Below are 19,775 nucleotides of genomic sequence, written 5' to 3'. Positions count from 1 at the left end.
AAATCTCTTAGCTCAATTTTTACGTAATCGACCCGAACCACTCCAGAAATGTTTGGCCTCGACGCATGAATACATAAACGGAAGAAGGGTTTAAAGATGGAATTTTTTTAGCTGAATCCAATTAGCAAGTATATATTTTCAGCAGTGAACCGAAAAACAAACCTATTATTCGAAGCTGCCAGCAGCGACACATTAATTTACAGGCACAGTCGGAGCGTGAAATAAAGATATACAGCGTGACAAAGGGGCAGTATTGACAACACTAACAGTATTTTATTTTGTGAAATTCCGGGAAATATTGCGCAGCTTTAAATAATTATTTTTTATTCAGCACCGCAAGAATTAATACCCAAAAACAAAGCACCAAATTAAATAACGGAATTTGCAAATATTGCGGCATACAATAAACAACGGAAACTGCTGGAATCCATACCAACCAGTTGGAGAAAATTACCGTGGGTATTTTTTCTAGAAAAAAGGATCGATTAAGCGCTTTACCACACGCACGGAAATTAAAATGGTATTCAACCCATAGGTAGGGAATGGTAATCGTTGGCGCTGCCCACAATGCGCTGTAAATAAATTGATCCACAGCCACTTTGGTTGCGATCGTTTTAACATTATTTTCATAACCAAACCAATAGCCCTGTAGTTGATAAAAAAAATCTACCTCAATTCCTTTCACACCCCAAAAAATTACATAAAATAAAAATAGCGCAAATGCGTTTTGGGAAGGATCAATACGTTTACTCGCCCACAAATACATGAACGGAATGAACCCACCAAAAAAAGCGGTGGCGACAAACGCATAGAGCGACCCATATTCCAGCTTTAATAACGCAAACCACGCGTAAACAGGTTGCGACGCAGGCACAAAAAAATAAATTAATACAATCGCCAACGCAAAACATTGCAACACCAACCCCGGCAACAGATTTTGCTTGAGCGCGGTAATAATTGATTTTTTTATAGACATATTCAGTGACCAACTACAGTGAATAACATTTGCAAAGACAAGCTTATCAACAACACAGCAAAACATTTTTTGAGCAGAGGAATTGGTAAACTATGCGCTAACTTTGCACCAAGAGGCGCTGTAAAAAAACTTGCAGTCGCCATTGCAAAAACAGCAGGCCAATAAATAAAACCTAAAGTATGCGCAGGTAAATTAGCGACGGACCAGCCATTTATTGCATAACCCAGCGCACCCGAAAACGCGATAGGCAAACCAACCGCCGCTGATGTACCAATAGCTATAGGCAATGCCACATTACACCAGGTTAGAAAGGGTACGGTAAGCGTGCCTCCACCAATTGCAACCAATGCAGAAACACCCCCAATACCTGAGCCCACCCCCATTAATGCAACACTACCCGGCAGCTGTCGCGATGGCTTTGGTTTTTGATCCAACACCATTTGCAGGGCAACGAACGCCATAAAGCACGAGAAAAAAATTGCCAGCGGAGTTGCCGACAAATAGCTCGCTAAAAAAGTACCGGCAAAAGTACCGAATAAAATCCCCGGCGCTACTTTATAAACAACTGGCCAAATAACTGCTCTACGTTTGTGATGGGCACGCAAGCTGGCGATGGCTGTAGGCACAATCGCAGCCATAGAAGTAGCAAGCGCCATGTGAACCAAATGCTCAACGGGAAATGCTAATTTAATAAATAAAAATGTGAGCACCGGCACCATAATACCGCCGCCACCGATACCAAAAAGGCCGGCAAAAAGGCCGGTAATGGCTCCGAGCGAGAGAAAACATAACAAATCAACGAAATTCAAAACAAATCCAAATAGAAAGGAGAAACAGACAGCAGTTTACTGGAAGCCTCGACAAATCCGAACGCGTAAAAAAAAGTAAACCGGTTACATAGCGCTTTTCACGCAAGTTTTTATTATGTTATCTTACAAATATGATAAAAATTTACAAAAACCTCGACCACTACGTTAACTGTCGTCAGCGCTGCTACATAGACAGGAACAAATCTAATAAAAATACCTAAAACAATAATCAACCGAGAAACTCCATGAACAGACGCTCCTTTATAACTATCACCGGTGCAGCGTTAGGCACAGCATTACTACACCCCCCCACAATGGCGGACGGTAATAGCACTAACCACACTCAGATATCAACCCCAGATACAGTTACTGCACTCATTGACGGGAAGCTAGTTGAGCTGACCAGCCAAGATGGCAAAACATGGCAAAATCAAGGGGTAGCTGCTTTTTTAAGTGCCCACGGCGCCAATACTCATATCGCCATTCAAGCCCCTCGCGGTGCGCTGAGTACGGTAACCCTAAGCTGGAAAATCCCTATCAGAAGCTCCGCCAAAATTTTAAACGATCACTGGGAACGCACCTATGGGGATATAAGCTGGCACTCGCCATCCACTAGCGAGATCCTGCCCTGGTATTTTTTGGAGCGCGACGGAAAAGCCACAAATGGCTTTGGTGTGAAAACCGGTGCAGCAACTTTCTGCTACTGGAAAATTCTAGGTGAGGAACTTCAACTCACTCTGGATACACGCTCCGGCTCGCAAGGTGTGGTGTTGGGTGATCGTATTTTGCATGCAGCAGAGATAGTTACACTGCGCGGACATGAAAGTGAATCGGCCTTTCAAGCAGCCCAGCGCTTCATGAAATTAATGTGCGATAAAGCGCATATGCCCAAAGCTCCCGTATATGGCATCAATGATTGGTATTTTAGTTACGGTGACACCTCGGAAAAATTAATATTGCAACACACCGCCATGATGGCACCCCTGACAGAAGGTCTAAGTAATCGTCCTTTTTCCGTCATAGACGCGGGTTGGTTTAAAGGTAACCCCGCACAAATAGATGATTGCTGTTGGGGTGATGACATGAAAAATCCCGATGAGAAATTTCCAGACATGGGGGCGCTCGCTCACAAAATTAAACGAATGGACATGCGCCCTGGCATATGGACCCGCCCACTTTGTGGTAGTTACAAAGATGCCAAATCACTGTTGCTCCCTTCTGTTCCGGGCCGCGATAACCCCAACAAACCTGTACTCGATCCGAGCATTCCAGAAAACCTTAATCGCATTAAAGATTATTTTAAACTCTATAACCAATGGGGCTATGAAATGGTGAAATTCGATTTCACTAGCGATGACATATTTGGCAAATGGGGTTTTGAAATGCTGCGCGATGGCCGTATGACAGACAGCGATTGGCGCATGTACGATAACAGCAAAACCAATGCAGAAATTATTTTGGAGCTCTATAAAACAATTCGCGCAGCAGCCGGTGAAACTTACATCATTGGTTGCAATACCATCAGCCATTTATCAGCGGGATTATTTGAGCTAAACCGAATTGGAGATGACACCAGTGGTTTAAAATGGGAAACCACACTGAAGATGGGTGTCAATACACTTGCGTTTCGCGGAATTCACCACGGAACTTTTTACGCGGCTGACGCTGATTGCGTAGGCCTTACAACAAAAGTACCTTGGAATAAAAATAAACAATGGATGGAACTACTTGCACGTAGCGGCACCCCTATGTTTATTTCAGCACAACCCGATGCAACGGGCCCAGAGCAAAAATCATTTCTCAAAAAATGCTTTGAGATTGCATCGAAGCCACAAGCACTTTGCGAACCACTAGATTGGATGGAAACACCTACACCATCGCATTGGAAGCTGGATGGCAAAAAGCAAAGTTTTAATTGGTCGTGAATTTAATAGCGCAGATAACCACCTGCGCTATTAAAAACGAGCCTTTCACCACACAACACCCCAAAGTATTAACGCTGATTGTATCTTTTATAACGTCTTGCAGAAGCTTGCTCTCCTTGACTCCGCTCTCTATTGTTAGATGATATTACTGGCAAGCGTTTTAATTTCGATCACAGCAACCCCCAAAATAACTCGAAAAAAAATCCCCAACACTTTCATATTGGGGATTTATATCTAACAAGCTACCACAAAAAAAATCATTACTTACTCGCGCGTTTACGCTCGTTTTCAGTCAATAATTTTTTACGGATACGGATGCTGAGCGGGGTTACTTCTACCAACTCGTCATCTTCGATAAACTCCAATGCCTGCTCAAGTGTGTGGCGAATTGGTGGAGACAAAGTCAACGCATCGTCAGTACCGGACGCACGCACGTTGGTCAATTGTTTAGCTTTGGTTGGGTTTACCACCAAGTCATTGCTGCGAGAGTGAATACCCACGATTTGACCTTCATAAATCTCGGCGCCGGCGCCGTAGAACAGACGACCACGCTCTTGTAATGGGTGCAAACCGTAAGCAAGAGTTTTGCCTTTGATCATAGAGATCAACACGCCGTTTTGACGCTTGGCAACTTCACCTTCTTTTACCGGACCGTAATGATCAAAAATACTAGTCATGATGCCGGAGCCAGAGGTCATAGTCAGGAAGTTACCACGGAAACCGATCAAACCGCGCGAAGGAACAATAAATTCCAACTTGATGCGGCCTTTGCCATCCGGCTCCATATTGGTCAACTCGCCTTTACGCAAGCCGAGTTCTTCCATCACTTTACCTTGATGCTGTTCTTCTACGTCGATAACTACTTGTTCGTAAGGTTCGTGGATTTCGCCATCAACTTCTTTCTGAATTACTTCAGGACGAGAAACACCTAGCTCGTAACCCTCACGACGCATGTTTTCAATCAGTACTGATAAGTGCAATTCACCGCGGCCAGACACCTTAAATTTGTCCGGAGTCTCGCCTTGCTCAACACGCAAGGCAACGTTAGCAATTAACTCTTGCTCCAAACGATCTTTAATATTACGGCTGGTCACGAACTTGCCTTCTTTACCCGCAAACGGCGAATCGTTTACCTGGAAAGTCATACTTACGGTTGGTTCGTCGATAGACAAAGCAGGAAGAGCTTCAATTGCATCTGGCGAGCACAAGGTGTCAGAAATACCGAGCTTATCTACACCGGTAATACAAACAATGTCGCCCGCGTAAGCTTTGTCAGTTTCGATACGTTGCAAGCCGTGGTAACCCATCACTTGCAATACTTTCGCTTTGCGTTGGTTGCCCTGGTGATCAACCACAACGATTTGTTGGTTCGGAGACAAAGAACCACGAGTGATACGGCCAATACCGATAACACCCACATAGCTGTTGTAGTCCAAGGCTGAAATTTGCATTTGGAACGGACCGTCGATATCTACTTTCGGCGGTTGAACCTTATCAACGATCATTTGGAACAGTGGAGTCATGTCTTCGGCGATGTCATCTGGATCTAAACCTGCAACACCATTCAGCGCAGAAGCGTAAACAATCGGGAAATCCAACTGCTCTTCAGTCGCACCCAAACGGTCAAACAAATCAAATACCTGGTCGATAACCCACTCAGGACGTGCGCCTGGACGGTCGATTTTGTTGATAACAACAATCGGGTTCAAACCTTGTTCGAAGGCTTTAGAGGTTACGAAACGGGTTTGTGGCATTGGGCCGCCAACGGCATCAACGATCAACAACACAGAGTCAACCATCGACAAAACACGCTCAACCTCACCGCCGAAGTCGGCGTGTCCGGGGGTGTCCACGATGTTGATACGGTAATCATTCCACTTGATGGCTGTGTTTTTCGCCAAAATGGTAATACCGCGCTCGCGCTCTTGATCATTGCTATCCATGATCAAATCGCCGCTGTCTTCGCGACGATCAAGGGTGCCAGATTGACGCAACAACTGGTCAACCATAGAGGTTTTACCGTGGTCAACGTGAGCGATAATGGCGATATTACGCAGTTTTTCGATTTGCGAATTGGTAGTCACTGTGGTGATTCTCTGTGAGGATAAAAAATGTGGGTCAAAATTGAGGTCGCGCATTATACCCATGTAAGCGTGTCAGGGATATGGCTAAAGCAGGAAAGTTGGTGATTTTTTAGGCGGTCGCACCCAATCCTCAGCCAGCAACCGCCCAAACGAAAGGAATATACCTAAATCGTACAAGCACTCTGAGGTTCCGGCCTATACACCCCCACATTCAAATGCCCGGCATCTTTTAAATTCGCTGCGTGCAGTTGGCTCATTACGCCTTTTTGGCAGTACAAATAATATTGTGCGCCCTGCTCAAGTGTCGGGAATTTATTATTTAAGCCGTAAAACGGAATTTTTAAAATGTTTACGCCATCCAACCTGAGGGGATTTACTTCTTCTTCATCGGGATGGCGAATGTCGATAACGATTTGGCCTGCACCAATATCGGCCACCACTGGCACGGATAAATCTGCATCCAGCTCATTCACAATTTCATCAATATTTTGTGCACGGCGCTCAGCGATGGCGCGTTCTAAAATCGCCATATCGAAATTAGCTTCTTCGCGCTCAACTTTGTGCAACTTTGCTTTGGTGGTTGGATTGACCGAAATCACACCGCAGTATTCGGGCATTTGCGCCGCAAACGTTTCTGTGCCGATTTTACGGGCGATGTCGATGATATCGCCTTTATCCATAGTCGCGAGTGGGCGTAACACAACAGTTTCAATTGCGCGATCAATTACGTTTAAATTGACCAGTGTTTGGCTGGATACTTGCGCAACACTTTCGCCGGTTACCAGCGCGGGAATGTCCAAACTCTCCGCCACTTTTTCAGCGGCGCGCAACATCATGCGCTTGAGGGTTACGCCCATGTAGGCGTTATCCACCTTTTCCAAAATTTCGCGCACTACATCTTCAAACGGCACCGTCACAAATTTTACGCGATGCGATGCGCCGTATTTATTCCACAAATAATAAGAAACTTCCTTCACACCAATTTCGTGCGCGCGGCCGCCAAGATTGAAAAAGCAGTAGTGCGCACGCAAACCGCGCTTGATGCACAAATAAGTTGAAACGGTTGAATCGAATCCACCGGAAATTAATGACAACACCGGGTCTTGCGCACCGAGCGGAAAGCCACCCATGCCCTGGGTTTTACTGGCGATGACAAACAGGCGATCCCACTTCACTTCAAGCGGCACCGTAATGTCGGGCTTACGCAACTCAACGCCTTTTGCGTCTGTATGTTGCAACAATCCTCCACCCACATATTGCTCAAGCTGGGTGGAAGTAAATTCGTGATTACCGTGGCGGCGAGCACGAACGCAAAAGGTTTTGCCCGCCAAGGCATCTTTCCAATGCGGCAAAACTTTCTGGAAAATGTCCTCAAGGTCACCAACAGGATAGGCCTTGATCAGAGAGAAATTCGCAATCCCCGGCGTATGCGCCAGCACTTCAGATACCTGCGCGATAGTCGCTTCGTCAGCATCGGGCGCGACAATCTCAATCTTCTCCCAATCCCGCTGCACATCCACATTCACGCCTTTATCAGCCAACAATTTGCGTAGATTATCGCGCAGCTGTTTGATAAAGCGTTTACGTACAGGCGGGCTTTTGATGATGATTTCGGAGAAGACTTTTACGATGAAGTGCATGGGAATACCGGTTAGCTAAATAGAAAGGGCAAGCCCGCTGGCCTGCCCTCGAAACGTCGGCATTATACCGCAGCATGAACGGTTATGGCCGTCTTTACTTAGTTGGCGAGGCCACTGGAGGTGTGGCCGCAGGAACCATGTTTCTAAACTCCTCCATCTTATCCTGCAGAAGTTTTGCATCTTTGTAGGATGGGTAGAGGTGCAAGAAGCGTTCGTAATAGGCTATCGAATCCTGCTGACGCCCCAATTTGACCATCAAATCACCTAGGTTCAAATAGACAGCAATACGCTTTGGGTCCAACTCGACGGTACGATAATACCATTTGAGCGCCTCATCATTTTCGTTGAGTTGGTCCAGCATATAGGCGTAGTTATTGAGCAGCATGGGGCTGTAGGGATTTAAACGCACAGCCTCAGCGAGATCACGTTTAGCCTCCAGGTATTTTTTAACTTTGAAGAAACCCAGAGCAGATTCATTCAATTGATTCGCTTTCAATTTACGGTCAATAGTAACGGCTGCTGAAGAAGATTTGGTCGATTCAACCTTAGCCTGCTCAGCTTTCACTGGAGCAGAGGATGGATTAGAAACTGCGGCAACCCGCTGAGCACTGGAAGCAGTAACAACCTCACCCTTACGTTCTTTTTCCAGTGCAACCTCCAATTCCAAACGACGCTTCATATTGGCACTAGTGTTTTGTCGCAACGAATTAATTTCGTCTTCAACACGTTTGGATTCTTCCACTAATTTTTGATTGATCTCTGCCACAGCGTTACCCTGAACTTTAAACACAAAATCGCCACCTTCGCTGCCAAGTAAATTACCGAACGCAGGTGTTTGATCTGAATAGCTTGCGACTACCGGCGCAACATAGGTTCCAAGTTCAGAAGCAGTGACATAACCGTTGTTATCTGTATCAGCCAAACCTTCAAGCGCTTGCAAAAAAGTCCAGGTAAAAATTGAATGTCCGCCCGGCCCGCCATCGGCAACTTGTTGATCAGCACCACCGGCAGTCAAAATTTGACGCGCTTTGCGGCCAGTAATTTGTTGAATGTAATTTACGGACTGCCCAACACTTACACCTGAGCGGGTCAAAGCTAAACCGCTGTAGCAACTATCCATCACAAAATACACATGCTTTGCAGGAATCAACGCAGAAAAATCATTGAGTTGCGTCATGCTTATGCCACGGGTTTGAAATTTTTCTGCATCAGCATCTACAGGAATAATGTAGCCGAGCGATTTTCCGCCGGGCATTTCACGTGTGGCGCCGTGGCCGGCGTAAAACACAAATACGCGATCATTTTCTTTGATCACTTTTGGGTCAGCCATTTGGTAGCCGAGCACTTCGGTGATGCGTTCAGAAGTCGCATCTTTATCAAACAAAGTAATAATGTTTTCTTTCGCAAAACCGAGCTTGCTACTCAAATGTTCCGCCACCGATTGCGCATCGTTAACGGCATACTGCAATTTGGGCCATGACTGATAATTATTAATTCCAATGACCACTGCCCAGCTTTTTCCATAGGTATTTGTAGGGGCTGCTTGTACCCGTGGCACACCGCTGGAGTTTTCGCTAAAGCTGCGGCCATCGAGTGTAACTACACGATAACCTTGCTCAGCCAGTGCAGCTAAAATATTCGGCAATGCCAGCATGCTTTGCTTATGGATATCGTGAAATAACAAAATACCTTTTTTGGTTTTTTCCAATTCAAGCATGGTGCGATCAGCAATGGATTCAGGAATTGGATCAGCCCAATCCATGGAATCAATATTCCACATCACCGATATCATGCCGTCTTTCGCGGCGAGCGCATCCAACTCTTTATCGTGGGAGCCATAAGGTGGACGAAATAAGCTATTGGTTTGGCCATTACTTTTATTAATCAGCAAATTGGTTTTGCTGAGTTCCCCGGCGCGCCCATTTTGATCGAGTTTGGTGAGAATCGCATGGCTGTAGCTGTGATTAGCCAGTATATGGCCCTCAGCAACAATACGTTTTACAACAGCATCGTTACGTGTTGCTGTGACAGATTTACCATCGCTATCACCCAAATTTTTACCCAAGCTAAAGAAGTAGCCACGCACATCATATTGTTTAAGGATGTCGAGAATGAGAGGTGTGTTGCGCGCATGTGGGCCGTCATCAAATGTCAGTACAACGGTTTTTTCAGGAAGATTATTACCCCAGATAATTTTTGGAGCCTGATCAACTAGCGCGTCAGTTTTTGTTTTTGCATTATTCTCACCGCGCGTCATATAGCGAAATAAATGCGGTTGTTCTTTTGCGTAAGTTTGTAGCAGTTCATTTACTGTTAGCGTGCTGTTTAAAAATTTTAAATAGTCGCTCCAAGTCTCGAAACTGTCACCACGCTTTAAGCCTTCCACTAATTTCCCGTAGTCAGCACGATATCGCTGCAATACAGATTTAAAATATTTTAATGAAGCATCAAATTTCGCTATTTCATTCGCTGGCAACTTGCGCTCTTTTTCAATAGCCTCCAGCTCATCGTAAAGATCGCTAAAGGCAAGCAAGTCTGCCGGATGCTGTTTGACTCGTTCACTGTAATCAATCAGCGCTTTGCTCGTAGCAGTCAATGCCTGCTTACTGTTAGCAGCTGATTCTGCACCACTCAACAATTGCTCAATCAATTCCTGTTTTACTGAGTAAGCATTGCGCGCGGCAAAAACATTATCGGCCAGCGGATCATTGGAATTACCTTTTGCCAATAACACCACCATGGCCCGGTGTGCATCCAAAATTTGATCCAGCAACACTTTTTCGTTAGCTTCGCTGGCGTAGCAACCCAAACAGCTGAATATAGCAACCGCGAAAAATATTTTTTTTATCATCTTGTCTAGCATGTCCCTAAGCAGTGGAGCGCAGGCTCGGTAAAAGCGGCGCGGAGGATTTCTGTGACTGTTGTTACAGGCACAGGCTGCCATTATTAAAGCAGTGCCACCTGTAAAAGCAAACCCCTTCCACCGCACCAACACATTATCGAATAATAAGATTCTGCTGCTTCCACTGTGGATCTTGCCAACGATAAAACGCCGTCAGGTTTTCCGGTTTATCCGCCGATTTTTCAGTTTGTAGGCTGGCAATGTTCACCAAATCAAAGCTACGCTTGAAACGACTATCCACTTTGATTTCACGCGCGACCAAAAACTTGTCGGTCGCAGGAACCCAACCCGCGAACTCCACATAACCCAACTCCGGGTCGCTTGCAGCGGGCGGCAATACGTCAATCAACCAGCCATTTTCGGTGCGATGGAACAACCACAACTCACGCCATCCCGCCATAGGTTGCACAGCTAAGGCCAAAGCAGATGCACTGCTGTTTACGCGTGCAGAAGCCAGCCAAACTTGACTATAAGTGCAGCGTTTAGCTAAGGGATTTTCAGCTGAATGCTTGGCATCGGTAAGCAACACACAGGTTTCACCCGGCTCGCCAGCACGAGAGACAAGACTGAGATTTGCTTTGTTTACAGGCAAAGTTTCTGCCGCCCAGCGGCTTGCACCTACTCGGATTGCTGCATCCGTGTAAGCCCAATTATCTTCATCGGTAAACTCCATCTTGTTCACGCCCATTAATTCAAACAGTGCGCGTTTTGCCGCGGCCTGGGATTTATCTGCATCCTGGCGTGCTTGCTGGTGCGCAATTGCCGCCCATATTCCAGCGCGGCGCATACGCACGCGATTCTTAAGGTATTCAGGTAAATCATCCGTCAAAGCTACCTTATCCATTACCTCTGCCCGCCATGCATCTATGCTCACTCTTTGGCTGACTGTCATTGCAGGGTCTAGGCAATCCTGCCTCGTCACCGCCAATGCGGCGCGCGCTTTTTGTACTGATGTAGCATCCATACCCAGCACACGACGAAAGGCTTCGCCCTCATAACATAACTGCACTCGACCATCGCGCTCAAAGCTTTGGATATTGATACCGTAATAGGCAACCACTTCCAAATGTGCCGCTATAACCGTGTCATCCTGCTTGGCTTTACGTGATGAAGCGCGCTTCGCCAAACGCTCGGCCATAACACCCATTGCATCAAAAACTTCTGCCCCTATAGCTTCAGCAGGTGCTGCTTTTAAGTAAGTCGCCACGTAGCTGATGCCCAAGGCTTCAGCACCGGGGGTATCGCGCAGGAAACGCACCACTGCGAGGGATTCAGGTGCCGCGTCTGGTTCAATTGAAACCTGGCGAACTTGCGATGCTTTCACATAACCAGCGCGCTCGCGCCTGTGATCGTACACCTGCAGGTAATCTGCTTTTTCACCGCGCACCTCAAGACTATCGCCCTGCCAGAGCACAACTTGTTGCTGGGCAGAGTCACGTGGTGATGCACGCAAGGGAGCTTGATCGAGAGTTACTATGGCCAGAGCAGCGGCCAGCAAAGTCATCATGATGCGCCCCTTACTGTGCCGCTACAGCTTTGCCGGAACCCAGCAAGCCTGAGCCAATAAAACCACCGTCAGCTGGCGGTGCAGCGATAATGACTGAAACCTTATCCGACAACTTATCAGCCATGGTCTTTTGAATCAGCAGCGGATTTTTCGTTAATAAGGCACCATCACGCTCTAATTGCTCGCTCGCAATTTTCCCCACCAAATCCTGGCGATAGGCTTCTGCATCAGCCAATTTACGGCGTGAGTCAGCTTCGCCTTGCGCTTCAATCACACGTGCCTGCGCCATACCTTCAGACATTTTGATGCGCGATACTTTGTCTGCCTCGGCCTCAAGTTGGCGCTGCTCAATTTGTTTTTGTTTGAACGGAAGAACATGCTTCATAGCCTCTTCCTGTGCTTTTGCAGCGATAATTTGCTCATTGGCAGAAGCGGCGGCTTCAGTCTCGCGGCGAACTTTTTCAGCAGTGGCTTCCAGCTCGGTTTCCTTCACTCGTTTTTCCTTTAATTCGAGTGTGTAACGCATTTTTTCGCTTTCCAATTCAGCCGATAAAAGATTTTCCATCCCACGCTTATAATCAGCAGGTAAATTAATTTTGCCGATCATTACACTGCGTAACAGCAAACCTTGCGCACTCATCTTGGGCTTTAATTCCGCTTCAATTTGCTGCTGGATTTCCGCACGCTTGGACGAAAAAATTTCACGCACTGTGTAGCGGGTAAATATTTTATAAATCACACCCTGTACTGTGGGATCAACCAAATCGCCTTCAATATCATCGGGTAAGTTGCGCGAAGTCTTCACCAACATATCGGGGTTAATCGCGTAGCGCACCGTTAAATCCACGCCCAAAGACAATCCCTCAATAGATTGGAAAGGTGCATCATCCTCAACTTTACTTGGGCGATAACTCATATCTTGCAACAAGTATTCACGCAGCTCGTGCAAACCCGGGATTACCCATGCAGTACCTTCATGCAAAAGCACCACATCACCATTCAATTGATTGCTGCGCACACCAATATACCCATGCGAAATTGTCTGCACCGGAGGATGGTTGTAAACAAAGTAAATTGATGCACCAGCTAACCCAAGCGCAATCAATCCCCCCCTGCCGGGCATGCTCTCACGCACAAGGCCCGAAGCAGAACGTAAACCACTACCCACACCGGCCGCACCTTTTGATGCACCAAATGACAATGCAGAAATAATTTTTTGTAAAACCTGCTTAAAACGTTCAGACATGATGGGCTCCCTGAAAAATAAAACAGCGAAAATGAAACGGCAAATCGGCGAGCAGGTAAATTTTCCTGCACATCCTTAAGGCCTATCATGGTTGGTGTTCATCGGAAGGTTCAACGCAGGCGCAGGGCAACAAACTTCATCATCCATGAACAGTTATTCGTGCCCATGAAGGGAAAATCCAGCGCGTGAAGAAATGCTCACAACCGCATCATGCCACTTCGTCTTAACCAGAGTTATACTGTGGCCTGCACTCAAAAACGGAGATGATTGTGAGTAGACCTATAAAAGTTGCAGTGATTGAAGATGACCTGCCCACCAGCAATCAGCTAAAACTCTGGATTGAATCTGCCAAGCCCGACATAGTCATTGAGCAGTGGTTTACCCGCGACGATGCAGAAGCCGCAATTGAACGCGAGAATTACGATCTGATTGTGCTCGATATCGAACTCGGCCGGGAACGCCACGCGGGTGTTGCTATCATCAATGCCATCAATAAACTAAAAGCAACACCAGTGTTGGTGGTGTCAGCTATGCCTGCCACTATTTATCGCAGCATTATGAAAGCGTTGGATGCGTGGGATTACCTGCAAAAAACCACTTTCGAAGAAAGCGACTTTATAGATACTTTTTTGGAAATTTTGCGCGCGGTAAAAGAACGCAAACAGCACCAGGAACAAAACGTGAAAAGCAAAAATTCAGCAGAATCTGAATTGAATATGGACCCGCTCCGTCAGCGCAGCCCTATTTGGCGCGGACAGCGCATTAATTTGCCGCTCACCGCACAGCGAATTCTCGCAACTTTGTTTGCCAAACGCGGGCAAGTTGTTTCCTACGAAGATTTATATGAAGTGGTAAAAAGCGGGCGCAACCGCGAAAACATTCGCAAACATGTCAGCACAATCCGCGAAGCCTTTCGCGAAATTGATCCAGATTTTGAATGTATTGAAAATGTGCCCATGCGTGGATTTCGCTGGGCAGATAATTCAAATACGGGAAAACAATAATCATGTTCGCGTGGTTAGCTCGCTATAGGTTGCGGCTGGTTTTTCGTGGCGCATTCTTATTATTAGCCTTATCGACTCTAGCGCTGGCAGCATCGCTGCTACAACAGGAAAAACAACTTAGCTACGACAACTACTTAATTAACTTTAAAAAAACACAGCAACAAATCTCAGCTACCCTGCGCCATCCCACCGGGCAAATGGCATTGCTAAATCCACCTGCCACTGGCGAAAGTGCACAACTGCATCCTCTACTATTACCTTTCTCTGCATTGGATTTTGACGATCAAAGTAAAGTTCAACAAGCCATCGCTATGTCGGGGTGCCTACTACAATATGGAGACAAAGGATCGCTCTGTGTAGGTATTGGCAACAATCCTTGGGCAGGCGGCTATATTTATGTCGCAGGTAATTTCGTTAGCGAAGATCTGGTTTCACACAAACGGCGCGAACAAATATTTTCACTCGCACACCGCGTACAAGTACGTGTATCACTGCGCGGCCAAACTTATAGCTGGGTCGCATTATTTGAAGAAGAACCGCTCACCAGTCCTGCCCAGGCTGCACGCGGTCGCTTAACCGGGTTTTTAGCAAGTAATGTTGACAAAGAAGGGGCAAGACCTGAACGTGATTTTCGCGGTTGGATTTGGCAAAAGGCGAGCTGCGCCCAACCCGGCCAGACTGAAGACACTTGTTTAAAAGATGCTTTCTTTTCTTTGCGCTTGCCTATAGCAGCGTTTCAAGAAGCTTTATTTGAAAAGCGCAAACCTGTATGGCCGCCAGAAGATCTCAACCAAATTCAGGTTGAACTGCAAGTACTCGCACCCAATAGTGATATACCTATTTTTGATAGCCGGCACAAAACAACCTCAGTTCCCTTCTCACTAACAGATTTACAAAATCTTCTATTGCCGGGTGAAACCCTGCAAATCAAAAATTTGGGCGATGATCGTACACTGGTAAAATTAACTGGCGCGATTGAGCAAGCAGATGAGTCATGGAATTTATTAACAAAGTTTATTCGCCATCTACCGGTAAACGAATACGATAAACCTCTCGCTAGCCGTGAGGTAATTACCACACCATTAAACAATTATGAGATTGCGCTAACCGGAGACCTACGCAGTGTTAGCAAAACATTAAGCGTGGTCGCCACCCGTGTCTCCTGGTTCGTGGGCGCCATGTTGATTGCGCTTTTTCTCGCCTGGTTATTAATAGAGATTCGCATCATTCGCCGCATTACTATTTTGACAAAACGTGCAGACGCACTTTCAAAAACAGTAATGGGCGCAAAAGGATTGGAGCGCTTCGATGTCAATGATTTACGTAATAACGATGAACTTGGCGTGCTCGCCACGTGTTTGCATAATTTATTGCGCCGCGTAAAAGAAGATGTAGAACGCGAAGCTATTCGCGCTGAGCAAGAAAAAGAAATGTGGCATGCAGTCGGCCATGAAATTATGTCGCCGCTGCAATCTTTAATGGCGCTACACAATAACACCGACGACCAAAGCCATCGCTACATTCAACGCATGCAACAGGCTATTCGCGTACTTTACGGCAGCGCCTCACCCAGCGAAGCATTTCAGTCAACTACCTTACAAGTGACCGAAATTGATTTGGTGAACTTTATGCGAAACATAGCGGAAAACGCGCCTTGCGTTGGCATTCCCAAGGTCGAATTTATCGGCCCTGCAACCGCCGTTATGGTGCGCGCCGATGAGTATTCTTTAGAAGATGTAGTCACACATATATTGCGCAACGCCGAACGCTACCGAGCACACGAAACAGCAATCACCATAAACCTTACCACTAGCGAAACCCTTGCAAGCTTCACTATTCACAATAAAGGGCCGCAGATAGACGCAAGCTTGATAGATAAAATTTTTGAATACGGCGTATCCGACCAACCTGACTCAGCGGCCAATGGCAACCGCGGCCAAGGTCTCTTTGTAGCGAAAACCTATATGGCGAAAATGGGGGGAACTATTGTTGTGGAGAACACTGTGGATGGCGTGAGCTTTATTCTTAGTCTTCAACGCGGGCGCTCAGCCTACACCAAGCAACAGCACTGAAACGCCTATACACCTCCCACATCCCCTTTATTCGCGAAACCAAAATGAGCGCTTTTTGACCACACAACAAAATCCAAGATGCACCACAAAAGCGCAAAATGCACCATAATGATGCCAATGCACCATCTTTAGCACCACTTTGGTGCCCTCAACAAAATAGCTGTTTTTCCGAGCCCTTATTTTTAAAGACTTGTTGCTATTTTCGGTGGATGGCATATATTTTGCCCCTTTTCGAACACCCTAACCTCGCCCGCTCATTGCAAGTGGATGAGCGGCGGATGAAAGCGGGAAAAATTTCACTGACCTTAGCTAAATCAATAAAGCTATAAACACTTGGAGGCATTCAATGTCTAAGACTTTAGACCTGATCAAAGAACACGAAGCGCGCTGGATTGACCTGCGTTTCACCGACTTCCGCGGTAAAGAACAACACGTTACTTTCCCGTCTCACGTTGTGAATGACAACTTCTTCGTTGAAGGCAAGATGTTCGATGGTTCATCTATTGCTGGCTGGAAAGGCATCAACGATTCAGACATGATCCTTATGCCTGATGATTCAACCGCTGTGTTGGATCCATTCTACGACGAAGCTACTATCAATATTCGTTGCAACATCGTTGAACCAGCTACTGGCCAAGGTTACGACCGCGACCCACGCTCTATCGGCTTGCGCGCTGAAGAGTACTTGAAATCAACTGGTCTGGGCGACAAAGCATTGTTCGGTCCAGAGCCAGAATTTTTCATTTTCGACAGCGTTCACTACAACAGCTCAATGGGTAGCGCTTTCTACAAAATCAAATCTGAAGAAGCTGCTTGGTCGTCAGGTGACGACGTTGAAGGTAAACACGGCCACGCTCCACGCATCAAAGGCGGTTACTTCCCAGTTGCTCCAGTAGACTCATTGCACGACATCCGTGGCGCTATGTGTAACGCTATGGAAGCTATGGGCCTGGAAATTGAAATTCACCACCACGAAGTAGCTAACGCTGGCCAATGTGAAATCGGCGTAGGCGCTAACACTTTGGTTAAGAAAGCGGACGAAGTACAAATCCTCAAGTACTGCATCCACAACGTTGCTCACCAATACGGCAAAACTGCTACCTTTATGCCTAAGCCATTAATCGGCGATAACGGTTCAGGTATGCACGTTCACCAGTCTTTCTCTTTGAATGGCAAAAACCAATTCGCAGGCGACGCTTACGCTGGTTTGTCTGAGACTGCTCTGTTCTACATCGGCGGTATCATCAAGCACGCTAAAGCATTGAACGCTTTCTGTAACGCTTCTACCAACTCTTACAAGCGCTTGGTTCCAGGCTTCGAAGCTCCAGTAATGTTGGCTTACTCTGCGCGTAACCGTTCTGCTTCTATCCGTATTCCTTACACCGTTGGTGAGAAGGCAAAACGTATCGAAACTCGCTTCCCAGACCCAACTGCTAACCCATACTTGTGCTTCGCTGCACTCTTGATGGCTGGTATCGACGGCGTTCAGAACAAGATTCACCCAGGTGAAGCAGCAACTAAAGACTTGTATGACTTAGAGCCAGAAGAAGAAGCAGAGATTCCACAAGTGTGTGCATCTTTGGAAGAAGCTTTGTCTCACTTGCAAGCTGACCACGAGTTCTTGCTGAAAGGCGGCGTGTTCTCTAAAGACTTCATCGATGCTTACATCGAATTGAAGAAAGGCGAGATCCAACGCGTTAACATGACTCCGCACCCAGTAGAATTTGAACTCTACTACAGCGTGTAATCAGCGAAAGTTGATACGAGTTGTGAGAAAGCCCGCATCTGCGGGCTTTTTCTTTTTGGCGATGGCGAGTAATCTTTTGGGTAAACCTCTTGAGATACTGAATATGCCCCGAATGATTTCTTACCTAGCTTTTTTATTTATCTGCCTGGTCTCCAGCTTCGCGAGTGCCGAGATTTATAAAACAGTGGATAAAAATGGCAAAGTCACCTTTAGTGATACCCCCCCTCCAAACACTAATGCGAAGCCGATCGAGCTTAAAAGCCTTAATACGACACCACCACCGCCAGCTGCACCAGCCTATATTCCCCCCAACCCACGAATTGATCCATTGGACTATGAGCTCCATCTCCTTGCACCAGAAAACGGCAAAACATTGCTTCCAGATGAACGCTCCGTAACCATCTCGGTTACCTTGAATCGGGCCCTTCAAAACGAAGATATCCTGGCTTATAAACTGGATGGAAACCTAATAATCAAAACTGCTGAGCTTTCATATACCCTTGTAGAACCTCCACGCGGAGAACATTCTGTCAAGGTTTCCGTTGTGGATAGGGACGGCAATGAGCTCGCCCAATCAAAAGCTGCAACCTTCGTTGTGATGCGCCCTTTAATAAAGCGTACTCCCCCACCCGTGCCCAAGAAATAACGCCAAGCACCAAAATGAGGCGCTTAAAATTTAGATTCGCTAGAATAGAACGCTGAAACGCCCCAATTTCAGGCTTTGTGGCAGTTGGTTTGCTTTTTGCATTTCTTTGCATCAAAGCAACTGCACCTTCCCAAGGCATTTTGGAGTTTGAAGCGACTTGACTGACCGCGATATCTACAAGCCCCTGCTCGATAGCTTAAGCACGGCCATAGTTCTGGTTGATAACAACCTTCTGCTGATTCATATGAATCCAGCGGCTGAGGCGCTCTTGGCAATGAGCTGTGAAACCAATCGCGGCGAACCTATCACTTATTTCTTCTTTGAAACTGAAGAGACGGAAAGACAGCTCAAACTTGCAGCTAGCAAAGCCAATCACTACACCAAACGCCATGCCGAATGGCGCTTGCTCCACAACGGCCATATCACAGTTGACTACACAGTAACTCCGTTTGGCGAGCAGGAAGGCCTGATTATTGAGATTCAACCTATAGATCGCCTGCTACGTATCAGCCGCGACGAAATGGTCACCTCATCACATGAAACCACCCGCAATTTAATTCGCGGCATGGCACACGAAATTAAAAATCCACTGGGCGGAATTCGCGGCGCGGCGCAACTTCTATCGCGCGAATTGCCGCACTCAAACCTGACCGAATACACCAATATCATCATTGATGAGGTGGATCGCCTGCGCAATCTGGTTGACCGCATGCTCGGCCCCAACCAATTGCCGAAATGGGCAGAATTAAATATCCATGAAGCTCTGGAGCGCGTTGCCTCCATCATCAAAGCGGAAAGCAATGACGCGCTTAAGTTAGTGCGCGATTACGACCCCAGTATTCCCAATATCATGGGCGATAAAGAATTGCTTATTCAGGCGTGCCTGAACATCCTGCGTAACGCCATGCAAGCCCTGCTGGAAGCAGGAATGACCAACGGCGTGATTCAGTTGCGTACGCGCATCCAACGCCAATACACCATCGGCCGCAAACACCATCCGTTAGTGTGCCGCATCGACATTATCGACAACGGCCCCGGTATTCCGGCGGACATGATTGAAAACATTTTCTACCCAATGATCACTGGGCGCGCCGAAGGCACTGGTCTGGGCTTAACGATTTCGCAACACCTGATACATCAACACAACGGCCTCATCGAGTGCCACAGTGAGCCGGGCAAAACCCGTTTCTCACTCTACCTACCAATGGAAGCGTAAC

Annotated in this window: 14 protein-coding genes; 6 read left to right on the top strand and 8 right to left on the bottom strand. The window is 46.7% G+C overall.

The window, feature by feature from the left end:
- Positions 1–316: 316 nt before the first annotated feature.
- Together IE104_RS17435 and IE104_RS17430 are read right to left on the bottom strand one after the other, a co-directional pair.
- Entirely contained in the window at positions 317–976 is a 660-nt protein-coding gene (locus tag IE104_RS17435) for a hypothetical protein (RefSeq protein ID WP_189420893.1), read from the bottom strand.
- Between the two features lie 2 nt (positions 977–978).
- Positions 979–1,785 carry a sulfite exporter TauE/SafE family protein gene (locus IE104_RS17430; RefSeq protein ID WP_189420892.1) on the bottom strand — a complete coding sequence of 269 codons (807 nt, stop codon included), beginning with the start codon at positions 1,783–1,785 and terminating at the stop codon, positions 979–981.
- 245 nt (positions 1,786–2,030) lie between these two features.
- Between IE104_RS17430 and IE104_RS17425 the strand changes: the two genes are divergently transcribed.
- Positions 2,031–3,710 carry an alpha-amylase family protein gene (locus IE104_RS17425; protein WP_189420890.1) on the top strand — a complete coding sequence of 560 codons (1,680 nt, stop codon included), beginning with the start codon at positions 2,031–2,033 and terminating at the stop codon, positions 3,708–3,710.
- Between the two features lie 260 nt (positions 3,711–3,970).
- Here the strand turns inward: IE104_RS17425 and typA are convergent, their stop codons facing one another.
- The 5 genes from typA to IE104_RS17400 form a co-directional block, all read right to left on the bottom strand.
- The gene (gene typA / locus IE104_RS17420; RefSeq protein WP_189420888.1) at positions 3,971–5,794 is read right to left on the bottom strand and encodes a translational GTPase TypA; all 1,824 of its coding nucleotides are present in this window, start codon (positions 5,792–5,794) and stop codon (positions 3,971–3,973) included.
- A gap of 164 nt (positions 5,795–5,958) precedes the next feature.
- Positions 5,959–7,434 carry a tRNA uracil 4-sulfurtransferase ThiI gene (gene thiI / locus IE104_RS17415; RefSeq protein WP_189420886.1) on the bottom strand — a complete coding sequence of 492 codons (1,476 nt, stop codon included), beginning with the start codon at positions 7,432–7,434 and terminating at the stop codon, positions 5,959–5,961.
- Between the two features lie 94 nt (positions 7,435–7,528).
- Positions 7,529–10,285 carry a polysaccharide deacetylase family protein gene (locus IE104_RS17410; protein WP_189420883.1) on the bottom strand — a complete coding sequence of 919 codons (2,757 nt, stop codon included), beginning with the start codon at positions 10,283–10,285 and terminating at the stop codon, positions 7,529–7,531.
- A gap of 145 nt (positions 10,286–10,430) precedes the next feature.
- Positions 10,431–11,843 (bottom strand): hypothetical protein, encoded by a 1,413-nt coding sequence (locus IE104_RS17405; RefSeq protein ID WP_229838076.1) that lies wholly within the window; start codon positions 11,841–11,843, stop codon positions 10,431–10,433.
- A 10-nt stretch (positions 11,844–11,853) separates the two neighbouring features.
- Positions 11,854–13,089 (bottom strand): SPFH domain-containing protein, encoded by a 1,236-nt coding sequence (locus IE104_RS17400; protein ID WP_189420882.1) that lies wholly within the window; start codon positions 13,087–13,089, stop codon positions 11,854–11,856.
- A gap of 269 nt (positions 13,090–13,358) precedes the next feature.
- Here IE104_RS17400 and IE104_RS17395 point away from each other — a divergent pair, with 269 nt between their 5' ends.
- Both IE104_RS17395 and IE104_RS17390 read left to right on the top strand, forming a co-directional pair.
- Positions 13,359–14,093, top strand: coding sequence for a response regulator transcription factor (locus tag IE104_RS17395; RefSeq protein WP_229838074.1), 735 nt, complete (start codon positions 13,359–13,361; stop codon positions 14,091–14,093).
- A 2-nt stretch (positions 14,094–14,095) separates the two neighbouring features.
- Positions 14,096–16,165, top strand: a complete 2,070-nt coding sequence (locus IE104_RS17390) for a sensor histidine kinase (RefSeq protein ID WP_189420876.1) — start codon at positions 14,096–14,098, stop codon at positions 16,163–16,165.
- 27 nt (positions 16,166–16,192) lie between these two features.
- Here the strand turns inward: IE104_RS17390 and IE104_RS17385 are convergent, their stop codons facing one another.
- Entirely contained in the window at positions 16,193–16,381 is a 189-nt protein-coding gene (locus IE104_RS17385) for a hypothetical protein (RefSeq protein ID WP_189420873.1), read from the bottom strand.
- Positions 16,382–16,511: 130 nt separating this feature from the next.
- On the opposite strand from IE104_RS17385, the gene glnA reads away from it, so the two are divergent.
- The 3 genes from glnA (at position 16,512) to glnL (ending at position 19,774) form a co-directional block, all read left to right on the top strand.
- Positions 16,512–17,912: a type I glutamate--ammonia ligase gene (gene glnA, locus IE104_RS17380; protein ID WP_189420870.1), complete on the top strand. Its 1,401-nt coding sequence runs from the start codon at positions 16,512–16,514 to the stop codon at positions 17,910–17,912.
- 22 nt (positions 17,913–17,934) lie between these two features.
- A complete protein-coding gene (locus IE104_RS17375) occupies positions 17,935–18,558 on the top strand; it encodes a DUF4124 domain-containing protein (protein ID WP_189420867.1) in 624 nt (207 codons plus the stop codon).
- 157 nt (positions 18,559–18,715) lie between these two features.
- Complete coding sequence (glnL, locus tag IE104_RS17370; protein ID WP_189420864.1) at positions 18,716–19,774, top strand: nitrogen regulation protein NR(II); 1,059 nt, start codon at positions 18,716–18,718, stop codon at positions 19,772–19,774.
- Position 19,775 lies beyond the last annotated feature (1 nt).

It is taken from the genome of Cellvibrio zantedeschiae, assembly GCF_014652535.1.
Lineage (GTDB): Bacteria > Pseudomonadota > Gammaproteobacteria > Pseudomonadales > Cellvibrionaceae > Cellvibrio > Cellvibrio zantedeschiae.
The sequence above is the reverse complement of the archived record's forward strand: the minus strand, read 5'-3'. Positions and strand labels throughout refer to the sequence as shown.

Excerpts from the sequence above, each read along its gene's own strand:
- IE104_RS17435 (WP_189420893.1), bottom strand. The coding sequence starts at position 976 with ATGTCTATAAAAAAATCAATTATTACCGCGCTCAAGCAAAATCTGTTG.
- IE104_RS17385 (WP_189420873.1), bottom strand. The coding sequence starts at position 16,381 with ATGCCATCCACCGAAAATAGCAACAAGTCTTTAAAAATAAGGGCTCGG.
- IE104_RS17405 (WP_229838076.1), bottom strand. The coding sequence starts at position 11,843 with ATGATGACTTTGCTGGCCGCTGCTCTGGCCATAGTAACTCTCGATCAA.
- glnA (WP_189420870.1), top strand. The coding sequence starts at position 16,512 with ATGTCTAAGACTTTAGACCTGATCAAAGAACACGAAGCGCGCTGGATT.
- thiI (WP_189420886.1), bottom strand. The coding sequence starts at position 7,434 with ATGCACTTCATCGTAAAAGTCTTCTCCGAAATCATCATCAAAAGCCCG.
- IE104_RS17390 (WP_189420876.1), top strand. The coding sequence starts at position 14,096 with ATGTTCGCGTGGTTAGCTCGCTATAGGTTGCGGCTGGTTTTTCGTGGC.
- IE104_RS17400 (WP_189420882.1), bottom strand. The coding sequence starts at position 13,089 with ATGTCTGAACGTTTTAAGCAGGTTTTACAAAAAATTATTTCTGCATTG.
- IE104_RS17425 (WP_189420890.1), top strand. The coding sequence starts at position 2,031 with ATGAACAGACGCTCCTTTATAACTATCACCGGTGCAGCGTTAGGCACA.
- IE104_RS17410 (WP_189420883.1), bottom strand. The coding sequence starts at position 10,285 with ATGATAAAAAAAATATTTTTCGCGGTTGCTATATTCAGCTGTTTGGGT.